Source organism: Cupriavidus sp. USMAHM13 (genome assembly GCF_001854285.1).
In the GTDB taxonomy this organism is placed as follows: Bacteria; Pseudomonadota; Gammaproteobacteria; order Burkholderiales; family Burkholderiaceae; genus Cupriavidus; species Cupriavidus malaysiensis.
The window spans coordinates 3,190,532-3,214,671 of record NZ_CP017751.1 but is presented as its reverse complement, the minus strand read 5'-3'; the positions used below and the strand labels follow the sequence as shown (position 1 = coordinate 3,214,671).

Below are 24,140 nucleotides of genomic sequence, written 5' to 3'. Positions count from 1 at the left end.
GCTCAGCGGCTCAGGCCGAGGAAGTGGCGGGCGTAGCGCGGATTCATGTCGGCCACGCGCAGCAGGGTCAGGAAGTCCGCGACGTTGAAGTCGGGATCCCAGGCGGGCAGGCCGCAGATACGCGCGCCCAGGCGCAGGTAGCCCTTGATCAGCGCGGGCGGCTCGACGTCCAGATCCTGGTTCAGGTCGTCCACCGGCAGCGGAAGGCGCGGGAAGGCATGGTACTCGATCGGTGCCAGCGAGCGCTCGGCGAAGCGCCGGTACAAGCTGGCGGCATAGTGGCCGCCATCGCTCATCGGCACGCTCGCACAACCCAGCATCGACTCGATTCCCCAGCGCTGCAGGTACTCGCCGAGCCCGCCCCACAGCGCCATGATGACGCTGCCGGAGCGATAGTCGCGATGCACGCAGGAGCGGCCGAGTTCCAGCATCTTCGGGCGCAGGTGGGCCAGGCGCACCAGGTCGAATTCCGATTCCGCGTACAGGCAGCCAATGCGCTTGGCCTGGTGCGGCGGCAGCACGCGATAGGTGCCCACCACCTTGAGCGTGGTCTGGTCGCGCACGATCAGGTGATCGCAATAGGCGTCGAACATGTCGACGTCCAGTTCGGGCACGGTGGAGGTCAGGCGCGCGCCCATTTCCTCCGCAAAAACCTTGTAGCGCAGCCGTTGGGCTTCGACTACCTCGTCCTGGTGGCGCGCCCACGCCACGCTGAAAGCAGCCGGCTCATGCGCTGGTGCATCCGGTTGGCGATGAAGACGCCTCCGCGCCGTCTGGCCGTTCAGGCCATTGGGCAAGGCGTCGAAGAGCGGCTGGGTCGGCGTTGGCAGATCTCGCATCAGTATGTCCTTTCGATGACGTAACTGTTGCGAAGCAATGTAGAGAGGCCGGGTGACAGCGCCGTGAAGAGGTAATGACGGTTGCGTGACGCGGCGCCGGCCGAAGGCAATTCCGGTGCGCGGGAGGGCATCGCGCGGCGGGCGATGCACTCGCCCTGGTGCCGGGTCAGAGGAATTCGGGGTTGACCACGGCGCGTAACACGACCTGCGCCTCGTTTTCGCGGGTCCGGCTTGCGAGCCACCAGATGCCGCTCTTGCGTACGCTCCAGTCCATCTCGCTGCCGGCCAGCAGCAGGCTGGCCACGCGGCCGAGCCAAGGCTGGTGCCCTACCACGATGGTGTCTGGGCCTTCCGGCCAGCCGACCGCGGCAAGCACGGTGCTGACGTCGGCGCCGGGCACCAGTTCGCGCACGATCTCGGGCTGTGGGGTCAGTGCGGCGGCAGTTTCGCGCGCGCGCACTGCCGGGCTGCAGAGCACGCGGATGCCGGGTGCGGCATGCGCGCGCAGCCATTTCGCACAGGCTTGCGCCTGCTGGTGGCCCCGCCGCGTCAGTGCGCGCTGCAGGTCGCCGTTACGGGTGAGGCCCAGCGGGCCGGCGGCCTCTTCGGCCTCGGCATGGCGCCACAGGATCAGGTTCATGACGTGACAGGCGTGCGCTGTGATCGTAACGGCCGAGTATGGCGAAACCGCCGCTCATGCGCAAGGCGCACGACCGCTTTCCCGCGGCCGGCAAGCCCCGCGGCTGAACCTGACGGCTGGCGGGCGCTGCTCCGGCGACGTGCCGGACGAAGCGCCCGCCGGCGAAGGATCAGGACTTGTGACGGAAGTTGATGCGACCCTTGGTCAGGTCGTATGGCGACATTTCCAGGGTCACGCGATCGCCGGCGAGAATACGGATGCGGTGCTTCTGCATCTTGCCGGACGCATAGGCCCAGATCTCGACGCCGTTTTCCAGCGTGACGCGATAGCGGTTGTCGGGGAGGGCTTCCGACACCACGCCGCCAAATTCAATCAGTTCTTCCTTAGCCAATCTGTCTTTCCTTTTCCGCAGCCTCAATGGGGCCGCATGAGTTGAGAGAAATGCATTCTATGCCGCGATTTCCCGATCGGCACGAGCCGCCGCATCGCGGCGCAACGCCCGCATGCAGCGCGGAGTGTCGTGAAATCGAGAAAAGGGCGGAATTGCCCCAGCCTGCAGGCCGGGTCCAGTACCGACGCGGCCGTGAAATGCGCACGGTGCTGCTGGGCAAGAAACAAAACTGGCTCGCCGCAGCCGCGCCGTGGGGATGATGTCGTTTTCAGCGGGGGCGCCCGGTGACAGGGCACGCTGCGCCTGATGCTGGCGCCATTCAACATTGTATCACGAAGCCGGAGACTGGCTCGATAGGACTGGTGCGCGGCAACAAGCAGCTGCCGGGCGCCGGCCGGGCGTGCTGCCGGGGTGCGGTGGCGGCCGCTTGGCATTTTCCCGCGGCGACCTATATGTATCTATGAGGGCGGCGCGTTTGCCGAGCCGGGTTGGTGTGGCAGGTGCGCACGCTGTGCTGTCCCCGGGGGGATGCCGAGCAAGGAGGCTCATATGGAACTGCACCTGCATTCGCACCGCTTCGTCCACCGTATGCCGGACTGGCGGGCAGCGGCCTTTGCGGGGCTTGCCGCTGGCGTGGTCTATGTCGTGATGGAATTGCTGGCGGCGCGCTTTGTGCTCTATCGAGGGGCCTGGGACACGGTCAAGATGGTCGCGGCGATCATGCTCGGCAGCGGCGCGCTGAGTTCGCCCGATGCGTTCAGTTGGATCGTGGTGCTGGCTGCCGCCATCGTGCACTTCGGCCTGTCGATCGTGCTGGCGCTGGTGCTCGCCATGCTGATCGCCGCCTTCCGGCTGGATTCCGGTCAGGGCCTGGTCGCGCTGTCCGGCGCGCTGTTCGGCGTGGGAGCCTACCTGCTGAACTTCTATGTCTTTACCCGCTACTTCAACTGGTTCGATCAGGCGCGCGGCTTGGAGAGCTTGCTGGCGCATGCGGTGTTCGGGCTGGTTGCCGCCCTGGCGTACTGGCACCTCGAGCGCCGAGAGCCATTGACGTCATTGCCCTGAAGGTGGGCCGGCCTGAAAAGAGGTCGTGTAGGAGGGTGACGCCTCCTACACGCCAAACGGCAACGGGAGTGTGAGTGTGTTGCCGAGCGTCATTCTGCGATGCGAGCGGTGCAAATGTACCCCTACCGACGTTGGGGTTACTCCTTTTGGGGGTATGGGTCGAGCAAGTTGCTCAAGGGCAATGTCTTCCCGGGCGCCATGTCGTGTTTGGTAACGACCAAACATGGTGGCGGCCAAACAAAAACGGCTTGTACCAGCAGGTACAAGCCGTTGATTTGCAATAAAACTGGTCGGGGCGACATGATTCGAACATGCGACCCTCTGATCCCAAATCAGATGCGCTACCAGGCTGCGCTACGCCCCGAAGCCGGCAATTGTAGCCTCCGGCTCGGCTGGCGGTCAATTGCCATGTCGCTGGTGAGCGCGGGACACTTGCCGGGAATCTCGACGGCATCGCGTGGGCAGCCGTTACGAGGCCGCCGCCGGCATGGCTTGACTTGGGCCCCGGCGCTGACATAATCCGCACACCGCTGCGCCGGCGATGCGATGTCCTGCTGCGCGGAGAGCGGAAAAGCTGGCGAAGGGACCAAGATAGAGAGTTCCACGACAACGCCAGGCGTCCGACACATCGTATCGTCGCGACTCGGACCAACCAGACGAACCGGCGCGCCATGACGCGCCGGCACGCCACCCACCCGGTGCGGCTTACCCGGGGGGAAGGTGGCGGCATTGCGGTGCAGAGGCTCACGCCGGTAGCGGCGTCCGGCGGGGGGCGGGCGTCGCCGGAAGCGTGGCAGCTTCGCACTTGGAACGGGAAAACATGTCTCAGTCACAGTGGATCGTGCTCATTGCCGGCCTGTTCGGCCTGCAGATGGGCGTCGTGTGCCTGGCGTTGCTGCGCACGCCCGGCATGGGCGGTATCGGCCTGAAGCCCTGGGCGGTCGCCGGTCTTGCCGTGTGTGCGGCGGCCGTGGCCCTGGTTTCTCGCCAGTGGCTGCCGGGAGGGAGCCCGCAGGGCCTGGCCGAACTGATGCTGGTGCTGGCGCTGTCTGCCATGCTGTACGGAACCCGGCGCTTTTTCGGCAAGCGCGGCCATGGCTGGATCTGGGTGGCCCTGAACGCGGTCATCCTGGCGGCCGTGGGCTGGATGACGTTATCACGTGCTCCGGAGTATGTGGTGCTGCTCGGGCTTGCGGCGGTTGGCGCCGTTTACGCGCTGGGCCTGGCGCTGATCGTGCTTGCGCGCGTGGCCGGGAGGCGTGGTATCGGCCGGCTGGCGGCCTTGTCCTTGCTACTGATCGCGCTGGCATCGACACTGGTCAGCTTGCTGCAAGCGTATGCCGCCGCGCAGGATGGCCGCCTGTTCTTGCCGGTCGAGGCGGGCAGTCTTGGCGTGCTGCATGTCTTTGCCGCCGCGGGCCTGTCCATCAGCTTTGCGCTGATGGCATACGATCGCCTGCGTCGCTTGCTGGAGCAGCGCGCGCGCCATGATGGCCTGACCCAGGTACTCACGCGCGGCGCTTTCTGGGAGGACTTCGAGGCGGCCTGCGAGCAGGCTGAGCGCAAGGGGCAGCCGCTGACGGTCGCCTTTGTCGATCTCGATCACTTCAAGGCGATCAACGATCTCTACGGTCATCTCGCCGGCGACGGCGTCCTGCGGCATTTTGCCGGCTTGCTGTCGCGCAGCGTGCGCGCCGAGGACGTGGTCGGCAGGCTGGACGGAGAGGAGTTCGGTATCGTGATGCCGAACACCTCACTGGATCGCGGCCGGGCGGCAACCTTGAAACTGAGCACGCTGGTGCGCGGCACGCCTTGTCCTTCCGAGCCGGATGCCATCCATTACACGGTCAGCGTCGGTATGGCCGAGCGGCGGCCGGGGGAGGGCCCCGATGCCCTGATGCGGCGCGCCGACAGCGCACTCTACGAGGCCAAGACAATGGGGCGCAATTGCGTGGCGTCCGACGCCGGCCGGCCGCAGGACTCGCTGCCGCGTTTCGTGCGCGCTCGCGACAAGGCGCCGCACTGAGCGCTGCAACTGGTTTCCGCCATGCGTGCATCGCGCGCATGGCGACGTATCTCTGGGGTAGAATGCTGCCCTTCGCGTCCTTAGCTCAGTTGGATAGAGCACTCGCCTTCTAAGCGAGCGGTCAGAGGTTCGAATCCTCTAGGACGCGCCACCGATCATCATCCTTCGCCATTCGCGCCGCGTCTGCCGTGCAGGACGCGTGCGCATACTTCCGGCAAGCATTCCCGACGCAAGAGCCTTTCGGGGCAAGGAAAAAAGGCACCGGCTTGCGCGCGGTGCCCTCATGGTGGCTTGGCCGGCCCGCCAGGGCGGGCCGCGGCCTCATTCTTCGGCAGGCAGGCTTGCGCCCATCACGTTGAAGCCACCGTCCACATAGGTGATCTCGCCGGTCACGCCACTGGCCAGGTCGGACAGCAGGAAGGCGGCCACATTGCCGACTTCCTCGATGGTCACGTTGCGGCGCAGCGGTGCCGCATCCTCGAAATGGCTCAGCAGCTTGCCGAAGCCCTTGATGCCGGAAGCCGCCAGGGTCTTGATCGGCCCGGCCGAGATGCCGTTGGCGCGGATCCCGCGCGGGCCGACCGAGGCCGCCAGATAGCGCACGCTCGCTTCCAGCGAGGCCTTGGCCAGCCCCATCGTGTTGTAATTGGGCACCACGCGTTCCGCGCCGAGGTAGCTCAGCGTCAGCAGCGAGGCCTTGTCCGACAGCAGCGGCAGCGCGGCCTTCGCCAGTGCCGGAAAGCTGTACGCGGAGATGTCGTGCGCGACGCGGAAGCCCTCGCGCGACAGGCCTTCCAGGAAGTCGCCGGCGATCGCCTCGCGCGGCGCGAAGCCGATCGAGTGGACCAGCCCGTCGAAGGTCGGCCAGTGCTGGCCGAGCGCGGCGAAGGTGGCCGCGATCTGCTCGTCGCTGCCGACGTCGCATTCAAACACCAGTTCGCTGCCGAATTCCTTGGCGAAATCGGTGATGCGGTCCTTGAAGCGTTCGCCGACATAGGTGAACGCCAGCTCGGCGCCTTCGCGCTTGCAGGCCGACGCGATGCCGTAGGCGATCGAGCGGTTCGACAGCAAGCCGGTGATCAGGATCCGCTTACCTGCCAGAAATCCCATAGATTCTCCATGATGGTGTCTCGGCCGGGCACGCTTTGTGCTGTACTCTTTGCACGGTAAGCGCCGCGCGGCGACCGGGGCGGTGCGCGCGGACCGGCCGGCCCGAGTGTGGGGGGCGGCCTGTACGGCCGCGTACTGGAATGTCCGGATGGCTGGGCGCCAGCCGAACGCATGTAAAATTGTCTCATAACTGGCGGGGCCGAAGATGCCCTGCCGCAGCGATCCTAGTGGAGGACCCCAGCGGGATGCCTATTCGTGCACCTTGGCCGTTCGATGCGGCGGGACGACGTTTCCTCGGCCGTACGGTCAAACGATGCGGGCTGGCGCTCCTGCTGGCAGCGCAGGCGGTGCCGGTGCTGGCGGCGCATGGCTATGCCCAGTACGGGGACCTCAAGTACGGTCCGGATTTCACTCATTTCGACTACGCCAATCCCGCGGCGCCGCGGGGCGGCACGCTGACGCTGGCCAACCCGGACCGGCGTACCAGCTTTGACAAGTTCAATCCGTTCACGCTGAAGGGCACGGCAGCGCCAGGGCTGAATGCCTTGATGTTCGAGTCGCTGTTGATCGCCAGCGCCGATGAAACCGCGAGCGCCTACGGGCTGCTGGCCGACGACGTGACGATGGCACCCGACCAGCTCTCGGTCACCTTCCACCTGCGGCCCCAGGCGCGTTTCTCGAACGGCGACCCGGTGCTCGCCTCCGACGTGAAGTACTCCTACGACATGCTGATGAGCAAGTCCGCCAGCCCGGGCTACCGCAGCATGTGCGAAGACGTGAAGGGCGTGGTGGTGCTCGGGCCGAGCACCGTGCGCTTCGACTTCAAGCAGCACAACCAGGAGTTGCCGCTGATCGTCGGGTCGCTGCCGGTGTTCTCGAAGAAGTGGACTGAAAAGGCGTCTTTTGCCGACATCACCTTCGAGGCCCCCGTCACCAGCGGTCCCTACCTGATCGAGCGCTACGATGCCGGACGCGGCATCATCTACCGGCGCGATCCCAGTTACTGGGGCAAGGATCTTGCCGTGCGCCGCGGCACCTTCAACTTCGACCGCGTGGTCTACCGCCTCTACAAGGACGAGACGGCCCGCCTGGAGGCATTCAAGGCCGGCGAGTTCGATGCCATCGTCGAGTATCGCGCCAAGAACTGGGCCAAGAGCTACGTGGGCAAGCGCTTCGACAACGGCGAACTGGCGAAGACCGAATTCCCGCACCACAATGGCGCCGGCATGCAGGGCTTCGTCATGAACATGCGCAAGCCGATGTTCCAGGATGTGCGGGTGCGCCAGGCGCTGTCGCTGGCGCTGGACTTCGAATGGCTGAACCGCCAGTTGTTCTACGGCGCCTACCGCCGGCTCGACAGCTGGTTCTCCAATACCGACCTGGCTGCCGCCTCGACCTTCGACGGGCGTCCCACGCCCGGAGAGCTCGGTCTGCTGGATCCGCTGCGCAGACAGCTGGGGCCGGAAGTCTTCGGCCAGATCGTGGCCCAGCCGACCACCAACCCGCCGCGTTCGCTGCGCGACAACCTGCGCCTGGCGCAGCGCCTGCTGGCCCAGGCCGGCTGGACCTATTCCGATGGTGCGCTGCGCAATGCCAAGGGCGAGGCCTTCTCCTTCGAGTTCCTCGACGACGGCGGCGCCATGAGCCGCGTCATCACGGCCTACGTGCGCAATCTGGAGAAGCTCGGCATCCAGGTCGACCAGCGCACCACCGACTTCGCGCTCTACCAGAAGCGGCTGGAAGACTTCGACTTCGACATGGTGTCGATCCGCTATCCGGATTCCCAGAGCCCGGGCAACGAGTTGCGCGACCGCTTTTCCAGTGAGGCAGCCGGCACGCCGGGCTCGGACAACCTGTTCGGCCTGAAGTCGCCCCCGGTCGACAAGCTGGTCGACAACGTGCTGCATGCGCGCACGCGCGAGGAACTGATCAACGCCTGCCGTGCGCTGGACCGCGTGCTGATGCACGGCTACTACATCATTCCGCACTGGTTCAGCGCCTACCATCGTGTGGCCTACCGCAAGGAATTGTCATACCCCCAGCGCCTGCCGGCGTACTATACGGCGGAAGGCTGGATCCTCAGCAACTGGTGGCGCAATGACCTGGCGCCCGCGAAAGCCCAGGCGCAGACGAAGTAGGCGACCCGGAAGCGACAAGGAGACGTATGCTCGCCTATCTGTTCAAGCGCATCCTGCTGATGATCCCGACGCTGATCGGGGTGGTGACCCTGACCTTCGTCGTCGTCCAGTTCGTGCCGGGCGGCCCGGTCGAGCAGATGATGCTGGAGATGAAGGGGCGGGCCGGCGGTAGTGGCGAAGCCAGCGGCGGGGGGGCGGAATACCGCGGCCGGCACGGCCTGGGCCCCGAGCGGATCAAGGAGATCCAGGCGCTGTACGGCTTCGACAAGCCGCCACTGGAGCGCTACTTCCTGATGCTCAAGCGCTTCGCCCGCTTCGATCTGGGCCAGAGTTACTACCAGCACCGCAGCGTCTGGGAACTGGTCAAATCCAAGCTGCCGGTGTCGATCAGCATCGGTCTGTGGACCTTTTTCCTGACCTACCTGATATCGGTGCCGCTCGGCATCTCGAAGGCGATCCGGGCGGGCAGCCGCTTCGACGTGGTGACCACCATGATCGTGCTGGTCGGCTATGCCATCCCCGGTTTCGTGCTGGGGGTGCTGCTGCTGGTACTGTTCGGTGGCGGCACTTTCGTGCAGTGGTTCCCGCTGCGCGGCCTGACCTCGGACAACTGGGACCAGCTTTCGCTGCTGGGCAAGGTGACGGACTACCTGTGGCACCTGGTGCTGCCGATCACGGCCTCGGTGGTCGGCAGCTTCGCCGTGGTGACCATGCTGACCAAGAACGCCTTCCTGGAGGAAATCCGCAAGCAGTATGTGCTGACGGCGCGCGCCAAGGGCCTGGCCGAGGGCAGGGTGCTGTGGAAGCATATCTTCCGTAACGCCTTGATCCCGCTGGTGACGGGTTTCCCGGCCGCCTTCATCGGCGCCTTCTTCACCGGCTCCCTGCTGATCGAGACCCTGTTCTCGCTGGACGGCCTCGGCCTGCTGTCCTACGAGGCCGTGCTGCGCCGCGACTACCCGGTGGTGCTGGGCACGCTCTACCTGTTCACCCTGATCGGCCTGGTCACGCGGCTGATCTCGGATGTCTGCTACGTGATGGTCGACCCGCGCATCCACTTCGAGGCGATGCACCGATGATGTCTCTCTCCCGCATGCCGGCCAGCGGCCTGCCGCATTCCCTGTCGCCGCGCCAGCGCGCGTGGCAACGCTTCCGGCGCAACCGCCTGGGCTACTGGAGCCTGATCCTGTTCCTGCTGATGGTGGCGGTCAGCCTGGGCGCGGAGTTGCTGTCCAATGACCGGCCGCTGGTGGTGCGCTACCAGGGTCAGTGGTATTTCCCCATCGTCAAGACTTATCCCGAGACCACCTTCGGCGGCAATTTCCCCACGCCAGCGGACTATCTCGATCCCTATATCCTGGACAAGCTGACCAGCGGCGACAACTTCGCCGTCTTTCCGCCCAACCGGTATTCGCACGAGACGCTCAACTACTTCGCCAAGGAGCCGAATCCCGCGCCGCCCTCGGCTGAGAACTGGCTGGGTACCGACGACCGCGGGCGCGACGTGCTGGCGCGGCTGCTGTACGGTTTCCGCGTGTCGGTGCTGTTCGGTGTGGCGCTGACCGTCATCGGCGTGCTGGTCGGCACCCTGACCGGCGCCCTGATGGGGTTCTTCGGCGGGCGCTTCGACCTGGTCTCGCAGCGTCTGATCGAGATCTGGAGCTCGATGCCGGAACTCTACCTGCTGATCATCTTCGCCTCGATCTTCCAGCCAAGCCTGGCGCTGCTGATCATCCTGCTGTCGCTGTTCGGCTGGATGGGGCTGTCGGACTACGTGCGCGCCGAGTTCTACCGCAACCGCTCGCTCGACTATGTCAAGTCGGCGCGCGCGCTGGGTTTGTCGAACGTGCAGATCATGTGGCGCCACATCTTGCCCAACAGCCTGACGCCGGTGATCACTTTCCTGCCATTCCGCATGAGCGCGGCCATCCTGGCGCTGACCAGCCTCGACTTCCTCGGGCTGGGAGTGCCGCCGAGCACCCCCAGCCTGGGCGAGCTGCTGGCGCAGGGCAAGGCAAATCTCGACGCCTGGTGGATCTCTCTGTTCACCTTCGCCGTGCTGGTGGTGACGCTGCTGCTGCTGACCTTCATGGGCGATGCGCTGCGCGACGCCTTCGATCAGCGCCTGGGCATGGCCGCCTTGCGCGGCCGTGTCCAGCCCAAGGTGCCGGCTCCCGTCACCGCGGAGGTGGCACGATGAGCGTGGTGATGGAGAAGAAGCAGCGTCCGGCCCGGACCACGGCTGAGGGTTCCACGCTGATGTGCGTGGACCGCCTTTCGGTGACCTTCGGTCATGGCGAGCACGCCACGCGCGCGGTGCGCGAGGTCAGCTTCGACCTGCGTGCCGGCGAGCGCTTCGCACTGGTGGGCGAGTCGGGCTCGGGCAAGACGGTAACCGCGCTGGCCATGCTGCGGCTGGTCGAGGATGCCTACTACGACGGTGCCATCCGCTTCGAAGGACGGGACCTGCTGAGCATGTCGGACCGCGAAGTGCGCGCGATCCGCGGCGCCGAGATCGCCATGATCTTCCAGGAGCCGATGACGGCCCTGAACCCGCTCTATACGATCGGCAACCAGATCGTCGAGACCTTGACGCTGCACGAGGGACTGGATCGCCGCGCGGCGCGCCAGCGCGCGATCGCCCTGCTCGAGCGGACCGGCATCGCCGATGCGGAGCACAAGTTCAACAGCTTCCCGCACCAGCTGTCGGGCGGCCAGCGGCAGCGCGCGATGATCGCCATGGCGCTGGCATGCCGGCCCAAGCTGTTGCTGGCCGACGAGCCGACCACGGCGCTTGACGTGACCATCCGCGCCCAGATCCTGGAGTTGCTGCGCGATCTGCAGGCCGAGTTCGGCATGACGGTGGTGCTGATCACCCACGACCTGAACCTGGTGCGCTCGTTCGCGCAGAGGGTCGGCGTGATGGAAAAGGGCGTGCTGGTCGAACTGGGGGAGACGGCAACGGTGTTCGCAGCCCCGCAGCACCCCTACACCCGCCGGCTGATTGACAGCCGGCCCCGCCGCGACGTGATGCCGCTGGTGCCGCTGGCGCCGGTCCTGCTCGAGGCGCGCGGGCTTAGCGTGGACTATGCGCGCAAGCGTGCCGGATTCAAGGGCTGGTTCGGCAAGGAGCGCTTCTCGGCGGTCAAGCACGTCGATTTCCAGTTGCGCGAAGGCGAGACCCTCGGCATCGTCGGCGAGTCGGGCTCCGGCAAGACCACGCTGGTTCATTCGGTGCTGGCCTTGCAAGGCAAGAGCGGGGGGGATATCGAATTCCTTGGGCGCGGCCTCGAGCGGATGACCCGCCGCGAGCGCAGCCAGATGCGTTCGCGCCTGCAGGTGGTGTTCCAGGATCCCTTCGGCTCGCTGTCGCCACGCATGACCATCGAACAGATCGTCGGCGAGGGGTTGAGCCTGCACCAGCCGGGCTTGTCGGCGGAGGCGACGCGCCAGCAGGTGATCGAGGCCTTGCGCGAAGTCGGGCTCGAGCGCACCGCGCTGGGGCGCTATCCGCACGAATTCTCCGGCGGTCAGCGCCAGCGCATCGCCATTGCGCGGGTGCTGATCCTGAAGCCGCAGGTGCTGGTGCTGGATGAGCCGACTTCGGCACTCGATGTGTCGATCCAGCAGCAGGTGCTGACGCTGCTGGCGCAGCTGCAGCATAAATACAACCTCAGCTATCTCTTTATCAGCCACGACCTTGCCGTGATCCGCGCGATGGCGCATCGCGTGCTGGTGATGAAGGCGGGGGAGGTGGTCGAGTCGGGCGAAACCGAGGCTGTGCTTGGTGCGCCACAGCATCCCTACACCTGCAAGCTGATGGCGGCAGCGGCGATCGGCGGGATGTGATCTGTTGCGGTGCGGCGATTATCCGGGCGCGTTGTCTGGTTTCATACGCACGTCATGAAATTTCCGAGAAAGTAGATGCGAGTCTTGTCTTATCATCTTGATTCGCAAGGAAAAACCGGGGAATTTGTAACGAACTTTGACATGTCAATGACAACCTTATACCATCCCGCGAGAGGTTTTTTCGGGGGTGGCCTGCTGGCGGTTGTCTGACATCCGGACCTGCGTTCCTGCACAGAGTTGGTGCCTGGTAACGGGCCCGCTTCTTGCGTCAGCTTCGTTTTCGCATTAGAGCCATCCCGGGTCAAATGGGGGTCTGGCGGCGTTTTTCGGCGCTGCCCGACGAATAATCAATTCAGGAGAACCAATGCAGCGAACGGTACTTCATTCCCTGGCGCGCGCCGCCGTTGGAATTGCCATTGCCTGCGGTGCGACTCTGTCGAATGGAGTGCTGGCGGACACCGTGTTCAAGGACCCGGATGCCCGCATCGACGCACGCGCCGAGTTGAGCGCAGACCAGCCGGCGGAAGGTAAGCGCAGCCTGCTGTCCTCTGTCATGAACTCCACCAGCAACGTCGCCAGCAAGGCCGGCGACCTGGTGATGAATGCGCTGGGCCTGATCGGCGTGCGCTACCGCTTCGGGGGCAACAGCCCCGAGTCCGGCCTGGACTGCAGCGGTTTCGTGCGCTACGTCTTCAACGACACCTTCGGCTTCATGCTGCCGCGCCGTTCGGTGGAGATGAGCCAGGTCGGTACCACTGTGGCGGCCAACGACCTGCGGCCGGGCGACCTGGTGTTCTTCAACACCATGCGCCACACCTTCTCGCATGTCGGCATCTACATCGGTGACAACAAGTTTGTCCATGCGCCGTCCACCGGCAGCAAGATCCGTGTCGACGACATGCGCGCCAGCTACTGGGTGACGCGCTACAACGGCGCGCGCCGCATCGACGACGTCAGCGTGCTGCGCACATCGGGCGGGGCGGACAACCTTGGCAATATGGTCGAGACGCTCAAGCGCTTCGATCCTAATGCCAGTGGACGCTCGCTCTACGGCGGCTGACCTGCACGCGCCACCATGAAAAAGGACTGCTCCGGCAGTCCTTTTTTGTTGGTCCGGCCGGTTGGCCGGGAAGGCGAGGCCAGCGTGGTGGCTATTGTGCTGCCACCGTTCCCGATGCGTGGTTTCGCGCTTGCTCGAGCTTGGCGCGCAGGGTCGGCATGGCGGCCGCTGCAGCCTGTTCCCCGGCCAGGATCGCGCGGTTGCGCGCGGCGAAATCGCTGCCGCTCATATCGGGAAGGTTGGGGCGGATGACGATGTCGGCGCGCGCCAGGGCCTGGCGGTTGATGGTCTGGCCCATGATGGCCGTGGTCTGCAGCAGCACGCCGCTCTGGCCGTCGCTGTTCTGGCTGGACGGGTCGGCGGAGATGTTCACGGCGATGACGAAGTCGGCCCCCATGCTGCGCACGGAGTCCACCGGTACCGGTTCGACGAGCCCGCCGTCGACATAGTCATGACCCTGGATCGTCACCGGCCGGAACACACCCGGCACACTGCTCGAGGCGCGCACGGCCTGGCCGGTGTTGCCGCGTCGGAACAGGATTGGCTGGCCGGTCTTCAGGTCCGTGGCCACGATGCCGAGCGGAACCTTCATCGCCTCGATGGGGCGATTGCCGACCAGCCGGTTGACGTAGTTCTGCAGGGCTTCGCCCTTGATCCACCCTCCGAAGCGGGTGCCGAAGGGCAGGGCCCAGTCGGCAATGGTCGCTTCGTCCATGTGCAGGGCCAGCTTGTTCAGTTCGAAGCCGCTCATGCCGGTGGCATAAAGGGCGGCCACCACGGCGCCGGCACTGGTGCCTGCGATCAGGTCGGCGCGGATGCCCTGCGCTTCCAGCGCCTTGATCACGCCGATATGGGCGAAGCCGCGTGCGGCGCCGCCGCCGAGGGCCAGTCCGATGCGCAGGGGGCGCGGCGGCACGGCTGGCGGTGTCGAGGTGGCCTGGTCGGCGGGAGCGGGACTACCGACCGAGGGCATGGTCGAGGGCTTGGGCCCGAAGGAGCAGGCGGCCAGCAGGGCGGCCGCACCGGCGCCGAGAAAACTGCGTCTTTGCATGAAACGGATGCGGATAGAAGGGCGGCGAGCACGTCCGGCGCTACGCAACGCGGATCGTGTGGTGCATCGGGCACCGCCAGCGGCTGCCGGCCGCCGGTTCCAGATTGAGACCGGCGCTAGCATAAATGATTCCTTGTGGGAGCGCCGTGCCGGCGGTCGGCGCCGGGGAGGGCGCAAGGCCTGCTTGCTATAATGCGGGCTTCCCTCCGATAGCCCGTTCGCCCGCGCGTGCGGGCGTTTCCGTCTTTTTCTCCCACATGACACAACGCGTCCGCACCCGCTTCGCGCCGAGCCCGACCGGTTTCATCCATCTCGGCAACATCCGCTCCGCGCTCTACCCCTGGGCCTTTGCCCGTCGTATGAAAGGGGACTTCATCCTGCGCATTGAGGATACGGACGTCGAGCGCTCCTCGCAGGAGGCGGTCGACGTGATCCTGGAGAGCATGGAGTGGCTGAGCCTGGACATCGACGAAGGCCCGTTCTACCAGATGCAGCGGATGGACCGCTACCGCGAGGTGCTCAAGCAGATGGTCGACGCAGGACTGGCCTATCCCTGTTATATGAGCACCGCCGAACTCGACGCACTGCGTGAGGCGCAGCGCGAGCGTGGGGAGAAGCCGCGCTACAACGGCTTCTGGCGTCCCGAACCGGGCAAGGTGCTGCCCGACCCCCCGGCCGGCGTGCAACCGGTGCTGCGCTTCCGCAATCCGCTGGAAGGGGCGGTCTGCTGGGACGATGCGGTCAAGGGGCGGATCGAGATCTCGAACGAGGAGCTTGACGACCTCGTGATCGCGCGCCCGGACGGTACGCCGACCTACAACTTCTGCGTGGTGGTGGACGATCTCGATATGCGTATCACCCACGTGATCCGCGGCGACGACCATGTCAACAACACGCCGCGGCAGATCAACATCATCCGCGCCCTCGGCGGCACGCCGCCGGTCTATGCGCACCTGCCTACCGTGCTCAACGAGCAGGGTGAGAAGATGAGCAAGCGTCATGGTGCAATGAGCGTGACCGGCTACCGCGACGAGGGCTACTTGCCGGAAGCCGTGTTGAACTACCTGGCACGCCTGGGCTGGGCGCACGGCGACGCGGAGATCTTCTCGCGCGAGCAGTTCGTCGAGTGGTTCGACCTCGAGCATCTTGGCAAGTCGCCGGCGCAGTACAACCCGGAGAAGCTGGCCTGGCTGAACAATCACTACATCAAGGTGGGTGACAATGCGCGTCTGGCCGAACTGACCCGCCCCTTCATCGAGGCGATGGGCGCTACGGTCGAAGGTGCCGACCTGGCGGCTGTGGTGGCCCTGGTCAAGGATCGCGCCAACACGCTGAAGGAGGTCGCCCAGACCGCGCTGTTGTTCTATCGGGGCGAGCCGCAGCCGGACGCGGCACTCAAGGCCGAACACCTGAGCGCCGAAACCATCCCCGCCCTGCAGGCCCTTGCCACGCACCTGGCGGCGCTGCCGGAGTGGAAGCGCGAAGCGATCGGCGCGGCGTTCAAGGCGGTGCTGGCTGAATTCAGCCTGAAGATGCCGAAACTGGCGATGCCGGTGCGCCTGCTGGTGGCCGGGCAGCTGCAGACGCCCAGTATCGACGCGGTGCTGGAATTGTTCGGGCGCGAGACGGTACTGCGCCGGATCGGCGCCGGCCTGGCCGCCTGATCTGGCCGCTCAAGGTATTGAGAAAAAAGTCCAGGCAGGGGCTTGCATTCCTGCCTGGACTTGCGCATAATCTCGTTCTCCCTGCAGCGCGGTTCAAAACTAAGCGGGCTGACTGATTCGGTAAAACGGGTCTTCGTGATAGGGTGCTGAGCAGTATGGCAGCAAACACCGCAAAATGCGGATCACGAAAAAAAGTTAAAAAAGGGGCTTGCAAAAAAGCGAGATTGATATAAAATGTTGTCTTCGCTGGAAACGATGAAACAAAAGCGAAGCGAGGTAAGCAGTAAATAGCAGTACCATGGGGCTATAGCTCAGCTGGGAGAGCGCTTGCATGGCATGCAAGAGGTCAGCGGTTCGATCCCGCTTAGCTCCACCAAAATGCCGATCCACCCGTTGCGAGATGGGTGGATCAAAAAGATGGATAATCGGAAGGTTGATTATCTGTCGGACGAAACGAGTAACTAAACGAGTTTCTGTCCCCTTCGTCTAGAGGCCTAGGACATCACCCTTTCACGGTGAGTACAGGGGTTCGAATCCCCTAGGGGACGCCAAAAAATGGGCGTAATCAAACGCCTAGTTTATCGAAGCCAGTAAAGCTTCGGTGAGCCGACTAAGGAGTGGTAGTTCAGTCGGTTAGAATACCGGCCTGTCACGCCGGGGGTCGCGGGTTCGAGTCCCGTCCACTCCGCCAAATCTGAACCCGCATGGCTATGCCATGCGGGTTTTTCTTTTTCTATCGTCCGCTTTTCCTCTCCCTGCCGCGTTTGTCGCCGGCTTCCTTTCCCCCTCTCTTTCTCCTCACTTATTCCCGTTGCTGTCAGCTCAGCCGCAGTCCATCAGGACATACGGGCCGGCTGCGCCTGGCCGGTGGCGTACGGCCGGCATTCGTCGTTTGGTCCGGCGCATTGCGCCGAGCGAGAGAGTGGTCGATCCTCCGTGACCGCTGGCCAGGAGGTGCCTACTGGACTGGCGTGTCCTTGCCGCAAGCCGGGAGGGGCATGGACGGGCGCGTGCTCAGGAGGGGGGATCGGTGTCAGCGCGATTCGACGCGGCTGATGTGCATGAAGTAGCGCACCAGCAGCATCGCGGCGAGAGCCAGGCTGATGCTGTTGGCCATCCAGAAGCCTGCCGGTCCGCGCGTGAAGTCCGGTAACCCGTCGATCATTCCGAATCCCAGCAGGTAGCCGCCGCCGAGTCCCACGCCCCACAGCGACGCGGCATAGATGACGGTCGGGATCAGCGCGATCTTGTAGGCGCGCAGAATGAAGGCGGTCATTACCTGCACGGCGTCGAACGCTTGGTAAAGGGCGATCAGCGCGACCAGTGGCAGGGCTGCGGCAATGACGCCCGGATCTTCGGTATAGGCGTGGAGCACGCTCCTGCGCAGCAGCCAGAGCAGTGTGCCGCAAAGCAGCGCGAGCGTGGCGGCGAGGCGGATGCCGCTCCAGGCAAGCTGGCGCGCGCCGGCCCGGTCGCGTGCACCGATCGCCTGCGCGACGAGGGTGGAAGTGGCGATGGCCAGGGACAGCGGCACCATGTAGGCGACCGCGCTCAGGTTGGCGATGATCTGGTGTCCGGCCAGCATCACCGTGCCCATGCGGGTGATGAAGATCGACATCAGCGTGAATGACGTGATCTCGATCAGGTAGGTCAGGCCCATCGGAATGCCGAGACGAAGCAGCGCGCGGATATGATGCGCCGAGGGCCAGCTCCAGTGGCGGAAGATCTCGATCGGCCGGTAGGTGGCGTCCGCGTAGAGGATGCCGAGCGCGGCCAGGCACCAGGCCCAGGTGATCAGCGTCGATGCCAGCGAACAGCCCGGGCCCCCCATGGCCGGCACGCCGAGGCCGCCATGGATGAACCAGGCGTTCAACGGCACCTTGAGCAGAAGTCCGCCAAGCTGGAGCACGGTCACCATGATCGGGCGGGACAGGGCGTTGTTGAGGGCCGAATAGATGCGGAAGGCGAGCGCGGCAGGCAGGCCGAAGGCGGCGATGCGCAGGTAAGCGGTCGCCTTGTCCACGAGTTCCGGAGGTGCCTTGGCGAGCGCCAGCAGTGGCTCGGGGTGCAGCAGCAACAGTATCCCCGGAATGGCAAGGGCCAGGCCCAGCCAGGCCGCCTGGCGCACTTCCATGCCGATCTCCTGCGTGCGCCCACCGCCATAGAGCTGGGCGGCGATCGGCGCCAGCGCCTGCAGTACGCCCATCAGGCTGATATAGATCGTGATGTAGATCGAGCCGCCCAAGCCGACCGCAGCGAGATCGGCGGCCGAAGCGCGGCCGGACATGACCGTGTCGGTCACGCCGAAGGCGATCACGGCAAGCTGGCCGACCAGCAGCGGGGCTGCGAGATGGGCGATTCTGCGGCTGTCCTGGAGCAGGCTCATCGGCGTGGCGCAGCGAGGCGAGGGTTAAGGCGATGGGGGCGGCCGGAGGGCGCGGAGCCCCGACGCAGGGCCGGGCTGCCCGATCAGCGTGGCAGGCGCCGGGTACCAGGGGGCAGTGCCGGCCGGGGCGGTTGTGCCTGGCTGAGATCCACCAGCCGGTACATGCGGAAGCGTTCGTCGCGGTCGGCGGGGCGGCGGCCTTCCCAGATCAGGCGCCACTCGAAATGCGAGATGCTGGTCGGCTCGCCGAAGTCCATGGGATCGTAGCGCAGCAGGATATCGCAGCCATCGCCGGGCCCGCCGAAGCGCAGGTGGCCGAAGTAGGCAAACGAGGCGAGCTGGGCATCGCCCATACGGATCGGCTGCACGCAGCGGTAGGTGCTGGGCAGGGCCATCGAGGCGGCCTGCGCGACGTCCCGATAGGTCTTGCCGTAATTGATCGATGGTAGCCACAAGGTCATCGCCAGCACCCACATCAGGGTGGTGCCGGCGGCAGAGATCACCACCGGGCGCCAGATCTGCTTCGGCGCGCGCGACAGACGCCAGCGCACGATCAGGATCCAGGCCAGCGTCACCAGCAGCGCACAGAGGACCGCGCTGACTGTGAACTGGTGCTGGAAGCCGGGCAGCAGGCGGAACACGTTGGCGGCGACGCGTGGTGGCCAGCCGGTCGTCTTGGCGACCCACATGAACCAGACGAAGCTGCCGAAGATAGTGAAGAACAGCAGCGAGAACCAGTCGATTGCGTTGATCACGGCGCGCGTCAGCGTCGGCAGCGCAAAGGCGGCGAGCACCGCCATCGGCGGCAGCACCAGGATGAACTGGATATCGCCTGCCGAGCGCAGCAGCAACAGCAGGAACAGCAGCGGCAGCAGCAGCGTCAGCGGGATGGCGACGTGGGGTGCGCGGCGCATGCCCGACCAGGCCAGCCAGGACCAGGCCGCGATCGGCCATACTGGCCAGGTGTAGAGGAACAGGTTGCGGCCGAGGAAGCTCAGGACCGGCACGCTGGGCAGGCCGTAGGTGCGCCGGTCGTAGCGTGCCCATTCCCGGATGAAGGCGACCGCATCGTCGCGCGCGGCGGCCCCGAGGTAGGTGGCGGCCAGCCACGTCACCACCAGCGCCAGGGCGAGCGGCAGGCCGATCGCCACCAGGCGCTTGAGCGGCAGCGGCTGGCAGGCCAGTCCGCCGGCCGCGATGGCCGCCAGCAGGACCAGCGGCAGCACCGGGCCGCTCGCCAGCGTCAGCGCGCCGAGTCCAAGGCCGAGCCAGAGGCTGCCCTGGACCGGCTTGTCCAGGCTGCGCACGAGGCCGTAGAGGCTCATCGCGATGAAGCTGAGTTGACCCACCTGGGGCGTGGTCTCGTGGCCGCGCATGGCGAGGCCGACGCAGGCCAGGAAGATCAGCAGGGCCCCGTCCGCCAAGGTCCGGCCGTAGTCGCGCGCGTCCGGTTGCCCGCCGAAGGCGTAGGCGAAAGGCTGGACTTCGCTGCGGCGTCCGAGCAGGTAGGTGGCGTACCAGGTGAAGGCGCAGGTGGCGAAGTAGAACAGGGCAGTGGCCAGGCGCGAGGCGTCGGCTGCGCCAAGCCAGCCGCCGAACAGGCGGATCATGGTGGCGCCCACCCAGAACACCAGCGGGCCGTCCTCGCTGTAGGGCCGGCCCACGATATTGGGCATCAGCCAGTCCTGCGTACTCCCCGTGGCCAGCTGCCACATCACGCCGAACCCTGCGGCATCCTCGTTCTTCCACGGATCGCGGCCGAACAGGCCGGTCAGGCCGTAGATGATGCAGATCGCCAGCAGCAAGGCGCGCGGCAGCGTGCCGGTGGCTGCTGCGGTCAGTTGGACGCGTGAGGTCTTGGCTTGGCTCATCAAGGGGTCATGCTCGCAGCGGGCTCGATCGACGTGGGGCCAGGAAAGCAAAAAGGCAGCCGACGCTGCCTTTTTGTCTGCGTTGCCCGGCGCCGGGACATGATGCGGTCCGAGACGGCGAAGCGCCTTGCTGCCGGGAACGTGAGCGGAAGCGCAGTTTTACTTCGCTGCCTTGCCCAGCTTGCTGCCGAACTTCTGGCGGAACTTTTCCACGCGGCCGGCGGTGTCCATGATCTTCTGGGTGCCGGTGTAGAACGGGTGCGATTCCGACGACACTTCGATCTTGGCCAGCGGATATTCCTTGCCGTCCTTCCAGGTGATGGTGTCCTTGGTCTGGATGGTCGAGCGGGTCACGAAGCTGAAGTCGTTCGACACGTCGAGGAAGACGACTTCGCGGTAATTGGGGTGAATGCCTTCTTTCATGGTGATTCCTTTCAGTTTGGGTAGCCAGTCCGTCTTGCCGTGCGCTGCCTGGCGCGCGTTGCCAAGCGCTTGCGGCGAACGAACCACTTGCCGATAACGGGCAAACCGTGATTATGGCAGAAAAACAAGAGCCGGGGCAAGGAATCCATGATAGTGCCGGCGCGTTGCCGCCGCCAGGGCGAAGGTATCTTGCATCAGGCGCCAGCGGGGTTTTGCCGGTAGAAGGCGGCCAACTGCGCGTAGACCCGGGGCCAGTACCGCAGCAGCCCCGCGGGGTCTACAAAAAATGCTTCGGACGCTACAGCGAAGAACTCCCCTGGCGCTTCGCAGCCGTAGGGGTCTATCGCGCGCAGCGCGGCGGGCAGGCGCTCCGGCCGTTTCCAGGCCCGCGCCGGCTGGGCGTCGCAGGCTTCGGCGAAGCGTTCATACTCGTCGAGAAAGACTTCCGCCCAGGCCTCGCGGTCGATGCCCGGGTGCAGCATCCGCGAGAACGGCGGTACGCCGTCCGCTTCGCCGTCGAGCATGTCGAGCTTGTGGGCGAACTCATGGATGACCACGTTGTAGCTGTCGTCCAGTTCGTCGCCGGCTGCCGCGCTGCCGGCGCCGGGGCTGCTCACGTCCGGCCAGGAGAGGATTACCGGGCCGTGTTCCCAGGCCTCGCCGGCAGCCTCCTCGACCACGCCGTGCACCAGTCCGATCTCGTCCTCCACGGTCTTGCGGATGACGAACTCGCCGGGGTACAGCACGATGCCGTGCCAGCCGCGGTACCACTCGATACCGAGGTGCAGGATGGGCACGCAGGCCTGCGTGGCGACGCTGGCCACCATCTCGTCGCTCAGCTGCAGTTCGTGAGCGGTGGAGAACTCCTTCTCGGCGATGAACAGCGTGGCCAGCTCGCGCAGCGCTGCCAGGTCCTCCGGGCCGTAGCGCCGCACGAAGGGCAGGGCCGCCACCGTCTGTACCCAGAGTGCGTCGGGGATGGCGTAGTGCGCGAGCTTGCGTTCGCGCGAGCGCGAGCGCAGGAAGCGGGTCAGTCGGTCGAGCATGGCGGAGCGTCAGGGTTGGCAGGCCGGCGGCCCAAAAAGAAAAAGCGTGCCGGAGCACGCTTCTTTTGGGCACGGCATCGGCTGAAGCTTAGCCGCCCCGGCGCATCATGTCGAAGAACTCGGCGTTGTTCTTGGTCGCCTTGAGCTTGTCGAGGATGAACTCCATCGACTGGACTTCGTCCATGTCCGAGATGAACTTGCGCAGCACCCAGATCTTCTGCAGGATTTCCGGCTTGATCAGCAGCTCTTCACGGCGCGTGCCGGACTTGTTGAGGTTGATCGACGGGTAGACGCGCTTCTCGGCGAGGCGGCGCTCCAGGTGCACTTCCATATTGCCGGTGCCCTTGAACTCTTCGTAGATCACGTCGTCCATGCGGCTGCCGGTCTCGATCAGCGCGGTGGCGATGATGGTCAGCGAACCGCCTTCCTCGAGATTGCGCGCGGCGCCGAAGAAGCGCTTCGGGCGCTGCAGCGCGTTGGCGTCGACACCGCCGGTCAGCACCTTGCCGGAGGCTGGCACCACGGTGTTGTAGGCGCGCGCCAGGCGCGTGATCGAATCCAGCAGGATCACTACGTCGCGCTTCAGTTCGACCAGGCGCTTGGCTTTCTCGATCACCATTTCCGCAACCTGCACGTGGCGGATGGCCGGTTCGTCGAAGGTCGACGCCACCACCTCGCCGCGCACCGAGCGCTGCATCTCGGTCACTTCCTCGGGACGCTCGTCGATCAGCAGCACGAACAGGTCGGTCTCGGGGTGGTTGTTGGCGATGGCGTGGGCGATATGCTGCAGCATCACGGTCTTGCCGGACTTCGGCGAGGCCACCAGCAGGGCACGCTGGCCGCGGCCGATCGGCGCGATCATGTCGATGATGCGGCCGGTGATGTTTTCTTCCGCCTTGATGTCGCGTTCGAGCGTGAGCGGCCGGTTCGGGTGCAGCGGCGTCAGGTTCTCGAACATGATGCGGTTCTTCACCGCTTCCGGAGGCTGGCCGTTGACCTTGTCCACCTTCACCAGCGCGAAATAGCGCTCGCCGTCCTTGGGCGTGCGTACCTCGCCTTCGATCGAGTCACCCGTGTGGAGGTTGAAGCGGCGGATCTGCGAGGGGCTGATGTAGATGTCGTCCGTGCTCGCGAGGTAGGAGGTCTCGGGCGAGCGCAGGAAGCCGAAGCCGTCCGGCAGGACTTCCAGGGTGCCGTCTCCGTAGATGGTTTCGCCCATCTTGGCGCGCTTCTTCAGGATCGCAAACATCAGTTCTTGTTTGCGCATCCGCTGTGCGTTGTCGATCTCGAGGGTCGCGGCCATCTCGAGAAGGGCAGACACGTGAAGCGATTTGAGTTCTGTCAGGTGCATAGACAAGGGGTTACACGGGTGCCCGGACGGGCAGGAACCAGAAGGGGGGAGGAAATGAGCGAACGCTCGGGGAAGTTGTTGGCGCCATCTTAGCACAAAGCTGCCGGCGCGCCAGACAGGCGCGCGCACGCAGGCAGATGGCCGCGGCCGGAACGCTTACGCGTCGGCCGCCACGTATGTCAGAGGTTGCCGTCCAGGAAGGCGGTCAGCTGAGACTTGGACAGGGCGCCGACCTTCTGCGCGGCCACCGAGCCGTTCTTGAACAGGATCAGCGTGGGGATGCCGCGGATGCCGAACTTGGCCGGCACCTGCTGGTTCTCGTCGACGTTGATCTTGGCGACCTGCAGCTTGTCGCCATAGTCCTTGGCCACTTCGTCCAGGATCGGGGCGATCATCTTGCAGGGGCCGCACCATTCGGCCCAGAAGTCGAGCAGCACGGGCTTGTCGGACTTGAGGACGTCGGCATCGAAGGAGGCGTCGCTCACATACTTGATTTGTTCACTCATGGCGGAAAACCTCTGGTTTCGCTCTTGTTTATGTCGATGGCTGGATGAGCCGAACCGCTACCTTACACGAGAATGCCACGGCGCGTTGCGCGCGGAGCGCATTACGCACGAAGGCTGGCCCGTTGCCGGCACCGTCGCGGGGGCCGCTAGCGCCAATATGTTACCAGTTGGCGCGAATTCAAGACCTGCCTGCAGCGGCCGCCGCCACGCACGGCCGTGCGTGGCGGCATGCTGCGCATTTTGCCCCCGATATGGCAGATCGTGCCAAACATTATCGCTATGGGCGTGACAGATTCTCTCAATCGACCTGAGGTTGCAGTGCCGGCGCGGTGGTGTACCCGGCACGCGCGGGCAGGCCGCCGCAGCGTAGAATGGTGAAATGGGCACTGCGTCGATCGCCGCCGTGCCGCTTTCCGGCAACTGACAAGGTCATCACCATGAACACCGATTCCCGCAAGCCCTCCGAGTCCGAATCGCGCGAGGCGCCTGCCGTCGAGCAGATGAGCGACGCGCTGGCGCACATCGATCGTGCGGTGGAGGCCGAGAGCATTGCCGCGGGCGCCGCCAGGGGCCTGATCTACAGCATCATCGAGACGCTGGGCGCCCTGGTCGGCGACCCCGACCTCCCCGAGCATGCGCGCAGCGGCTACCAGGGCCTGCTCGAGACTGCACGCGAGATCCGCGCGCGCGTCGAGGACGGTCGCTGAGGCGCTGCGGCACCGCC

At 65.5% G+C, this 24,140-nt stretch carries 20 protein-coding genes and 5 tRNA genes; 13 read left to right on the top strand and 12 right to left on the bottom strand.

From position 1 onward, the window contains the following. Positions 1-2 precede the first annotated feature (2 nt). The 3 genes from BKK81_RS14125 to infA all read right to left on the bottom strand — a co-directional run bounded on the left by BKK81_RS14125 (position 3) and on the right by infA (position 1,870). Entirely contained in the window at positions 3-839 is an 837-nt protein-coding gene (locus tag BKK81_RS14125) for a GNAT family N-acetyltransferase (protein ID WP_083384115.1), read from the bottom strand. A 166-nt stretch (positions 840-1,005) separates the two neighbouring features. Beyond that, positions 1,006-1,479: a SixA phosphatase family protein gene (locus BKK81_RS14120; RefSeq protein WP_071014063.1), complete on the bottom strand. Its 474-nt coding sequence runs from the start codon at positions 1,477-1,479 to the stop codon at positions 1,006-1,008. Positions 1,480-1,648: 169 nt separating this feature from the next. Then, positions 1,649-1,870: a translation initiation factor IF-1 gene (gene infA, locus BKK81_RS14115; protein WP_008641674.1), complete on the bottom strand. Its 222-nt coding sequence runs from the start codon at positions 1,868-1,870 to the stop codon at positions 1,649-1,651. Between the two features lie 549 nt (positions 1,871-2,419). Here infA and BKK81_RS14110 point away from each other — a divergent pair. After that, positions 2,420-2,935 carry a hypothetical protein gene (locus BKK81_RS14110; protein WP_071014061.1) on the top strand — a complete coding sequence of 172 codons (516 nt, stop codon included), beginning with the start codon at positions 2,420-2,422 and terminating at the stop codon, positions 2,933-2,935. Between the two features lie 287 nt (positions 2,936-3,222). Here BKK81_RS14110 and BKK81_RS14105 read toward each other — a convergent pair. Beyond that, a tRNA-Pro gene (locus BKK81_RS14105) sits at positions 3,223-3,299 on the bottom strand. Positions 3,300-3,740: 441 nt separating this feature from the next. On the opposite strand from BKK81_RS14105, the gene BKK81_RS14100 reads away from it, so the two are divergent. Then, a complete protein-coding gene (locus BKK81_RS14100) occupies positions 3,741-4,961 on the top strand; it encodes a GGDEF domain-containing protein (RefSeq protein ID WP_231907926.1) in 1,221 nt (406 codons plus the stop codon). A 74-nt stretch (positions 4,962-5,035) separates the two neighbouring features. Next, positions 5,036-5,112: transfer RNA gene (locus BKK81_RS14095), tRNA-Arg, on the top strand. Between the two features lie 170 nt (positions 5,113-5,282). Here the strand turns inward: BKK81_RS14095 and fabI are convergent. Next, positions 5,283-6,071 carry an enoyl-ACP reductase FabI gene (fabI, locus tag BKK81_RS14090; protein ID WP_071014056.1) on the bottom strand — a complete coding sequence of 263 codons (789 nt, stop codon included), beginning with the start codon at positions 6,069-6,071 and terminating at the stop codon, positions 5,283-5,285. A 245-nt stretch (positions 6,072-6,316) separates the two neighbouring features. Here fabI and BKK81_RS14085 point away from each other — a divergent pair, with 245 nt between their 5' ends. The 5 genes from BKK81_RS14085 (at position 6,317) to BKK81_RS14065 (ending at position 13,118) form a co-directional block, all read left to right on the top strand. Continuing rightward, positions 6,317-8,209, top strand: a complete 1,893-nt coding sequence (locus BKK81_RS14085; RefSeq protein ID WP_071014053.1) for an extracellular solute-binding protein — start codon at positions 6,317-6,319, stop codon at positions 8,207-8,209. A gap of 26 nt (positions 8,210-8,235) precedes the next feature. Beyond that, entirely contained in the window at positions 8,236-9,288 is a 1,053-nt protein-coding gene (locus BKK81_RS14080; protein ID WP_071014051.1) for a microcin C ABC transporter permease YejB, read from the top strand. Further along, complete coding sequence (locus BKK81_RS14075; RefSeq protein ID WP_071014048.1) at positions 9,285-10,409, top strand: ABC transporter permease; 1,125 nt, start codon at positions 9,285-9,287, stop codon at positions 10,407-10,409. Before BKK81_RS14080 ends, BKK81_RS14075 begins: the two co-directional genes overlap by 4 nt. Positions 10,410-10,468: 59 nt before the next feature. Beyond that, positions 10,469-12,058 (top strand): ABC transporter ATP-binding protein, encoded by a 1,590-nt coding sequence (locus BKK81_RS14070; RefSeq protein ID WP_418235898.1) that lies wholly within the window; start codon positions 10,469-10,471, stop codon positions 12,056-12,058. Between the two features lie 364 nt (positions 12,059-12,422). Continuing rightward, positions 12,423-13,118 carry a C40 family peptidase gene (locus BKK81_RS14065; RefSeq protein ID WP_071014045.1) on the top strand — a complete coding sequence of 232 codons (696 nt, stop codon included), beginning with the start codon at positions 12,423-12,425 and terminating at the stop codon, positions 13,116-13,118. A 91-nt stretch (positions 13,119-13,209) separates the two neighbouring features. Here BKK81_RS14065 and BKK81_RS14060 read toward each other — a convergent pair whose 3' ends face one another. Then, on the bottom strand, positions 13,210-14,169 hold the full coding sequence (locus tag BKK81_RS14060; protein WP_071014042.1) for a patatin-like phospholipase family protein: 960 nt from the start codon (positions 14,167-14,169) through the stop codon (positions 13,210-13,212). Between the two features lie 257 nt (positions 14,170-14,426). Between BKK81_RS14060 and gltX the strand changes: the two genes are divergently transcribed. From gltX to BKK81_RS14040, 4 genes are all read left to right on the top strand, one after another. Then, positions 14,427-15,833 (top strand): glutamate--tRNA ligase, encoded by a 1,407-nt coding sequence (gltX, locus tag BKK81_RS14055; protein WP_071014039.1) that lies wholly within the window; start codon positions 14,427-14,429, stop codon positions 15,831-15,833. A gap of 300 nt (positions 15,834-16,133) precedes the next feature. Beyond that, positions 16,134-16,209 (top strand) — tRNA-Ala (locus tag BKK81_RS14050). Positions 16,210-16,308: 99 nt separating this feature from the next. Next, a tRNA-Glu gene (locus BKK81_RS14045) sits at positions 16,309-16,384 on the top strand. A gap of 63 nt (positions 16,385-16,447) precedes the next feature. Beyond that, positions 16,448-16,524, top strand: a tRNA-Asp gene (locus BKK81_RS14040). 342 nt (positions 16,525-16,866) lie between these two features. Here BKK81_RS14040 and BKK81_RS14035 read toward each other — a convergent pair. The 6 genes from BKK81_RS14035 to trxA form a co-directional block, all read right to left on the bottom strand. Then, entirely contained in the window at positions 16,867-18,219 is a 1,353-nt protein-coding gene (locus BKK81_RS14035; protein WP_071014036.1) for an MATE family efflux transporter, read from the bottom strand. A gap of 83 nt (positions 18,220-18,302) precedes the next feature. Beyond that, entirely contained in the window at positions 18,303-20,090 is a 1,788-nt protein-coding gene (locus BKK81_RS14030; protein WP_071014034.1) for an ArnT family glycosyltransferase, read from the bottom strand. 159 nt (positions 20,091-20,249) lie between these two features. Beyond that, positions 20,250-20,513, bottom strand: coding sequence for a type B 50S ribosomal protein L31 (locus tag BKK81_RS14025; protein ID WP_071014031.1), 264 nt, complete (start codon positions 20,511-20,513; stop codon positions 20,250-20,252). Positions 20,514-20,707: 194 nt separating this feature from the next. Beyond that, complete coding sequence (locus BKK81_RS14020; protein ID WP_071014028.1) at positions 20,708-21,559, bottom strand: M90 family metallopeptidase; 852 nt, start codon at positions 21,557-21,559, stop codon at positions 20,708-20,710. An 88-nt stretch (positions 21,560-21,647) separates the two neighbouring features. Further along, positions 21,648-22,910: a transcription termination factor Rho gene (gene rho, locus BKK81_RS14015; RefSeq protein ID WP_071014025.1), complete on the bottom strand. Its 1,263-nt coding sequence runs from the start codon at positions 22,908-22,910 to the stop codon at positions 21,648-21,650. 179 nt (positions 22,911-23,089) lie between these two features. After that, positions 23,090-23,416: a thioredoxin TrxA gene (trxA, locus tag BKK81_RS14010; RefSeq protein ID WP_071014023.1), complete on the bottom strand. Its 327-nt coding sequence runs from the start codon at positions 23,414-23,416 to the stop codon at positions 23,090-23,092. A gap of 437 nt (positions 23,417-23,853) precedes the next feature. On the opposite strand from trxA, the gene BKK81_RS14005 reads away from it, so the two are divergent. After that, positions 23,854-24,123 carry a hypothetical protein gene (locus BKK81_RS14005; RefSeq protein WP_071014021.1) on the top strand — a complete coding sequence of 90 codons (270 nt, stop codon included), beginning with the start codon at positions 23,854-23,856 and terminating at the stop codon, positions 24,121-24,123. The last annotated feature ends 17 nt before the right edge of the window (positions 24,124-24,140 follow it).

What these genes read in the sequence shown, in the direction of transcription:
- BKK81_RS14125 (WP_083384115.1), bottom strand. Translation starts at nt 839, where the DNA reads ATGCGAGATCTGCCAACGCCGACCCAGCCGCTCTTCGACGCCTTGCCC.
- BKK81_RS14120 (WP_071014063.1), bottom strand. Translation starts at nt 1,479, where the DNA reads ATGAACCTGATCCTGTGGCGCCATGCCGAGGCCGAAGAGGCCGCCGGC.
- BKK81_RS14110 (WP_071014061.1), top strand. Translation starts at nt 2,420, where the DNA reads ATGGAACTGCACCTGCATTCGCACCGCTTCGTCCACCGTATGCCGGAC.
- fabI (WP_071014056.1), bottom strand. Translation starts at nt 6,071, where the DNA reads ATGGGATTTCTGGCAGGTAAGCGGATCCTGATCACCGGCTTGCTGTCG.
- BKK81_RS14085 (WP_071014053.1), top strand. Translation starts at nt 6,317, where the DNA reads ATGCCTATTCGTGCACCTTGGCCGTTCGATGCGGCGGGACGACGTTTC.
- BKK81_RS14080 (WP_071014051.1), top strand. Translation starts at nt 8,236, where the DNA reads ATGCTCGCCTATCTGTTCAAGCGCATCCTGCTGATGATCCCGACGCTG.
- BKK81_RS14075 (WP_071014048.1), top strand. Translation starts at nt 9,285, where the DNA reads ATGATGTCTCTCTCCCGCATGCCGGCCAGCGGCCTGCCGCATTCCCTG.
- BKK81_RS14070 (WP_418235898.1), top strand. Translation starts at nt 10,469, where the DNA reads ATGTGCGTGGACCGCCTTTCGGTGACCTTCGGTCATGGCGAGCACGCC.
- BKK81_RS14065 (WP_071014045.1), top strand. Translation starts at nt 12,423, where the DNA reads ATGCAGCGAACGGTACTTCATTCCCTGGCGCGCGCCGCCGTTGGAATT.
- BKK81_RS14060 (WP_071014042.1), bottom strand. Translation starts at nt 14,169, where the DNA reads ATGCAAAGACGCAGTTTTCTCGGCGCCGGTGCGGCCGCCCTGCTGGCC.
- gltX (WP_071014039.1), top strand. Translation starts at nt 14,427, where the DNA reads ATGACACAACGCGTCCGCACCCGCTTCGCGCCGAGCCCGACCGGTTTC.
- BKK81_RS14035 (WP_071014036.1), bottom strand. Translation starts at nt 18,219, where the DNA reads ATGAGCCTGCTCCAGGACAGCCGCAGAATCGCCCATCTCGCAGCCCCG.
- BKK81_RS14030 (WP_071014034.1), bottom strand. Translation starts at nt 20,090, where the DNA reads ATGAGCCAAGCCAAGACCTCACGCGTCCAACTGACCGCAGCAGCCACC.
- BKK81_RS14025 (WP_071014031.1), bottom strand. Translation starts at nt 20,513, where the DNA reads ATGAAAGAAGGCATTCACCCCAATTACCGCGAAGTCGTCTTCCTCGAC.
- BKK81_RS14020 (WP_071014028.1), bottom strand. Translation starts at nt 21,559, where the DNA reads ATGCTCGACCGACTGACCCGCTTCCTGCGCTCGCGCTCGCGCGAACGC.
- rho (WP_071014025.1), bottom strand. Translation starts at nt 22,910, where the DNA reads ATGCACCTGACAGAACTCAAATCGCTTCACGTGTCTGCCCTTCTCGAG.
- trxA (WP_071014023.1), bottom strand. Translation starts at nt 23,416, where the DNA reads ATGAGTGAACAAATCAAGTATGTGAGCGACGCCTCCTTCGATGCCGAC.
- BKK81_RS14005 (WP_071014021.1), top strand. Translation starts at nt 23,854, where the DNA reads ATGAACACCGATTCCCGCAAGCCCTCCGAGTCCGAATCGCGCGAGGCG.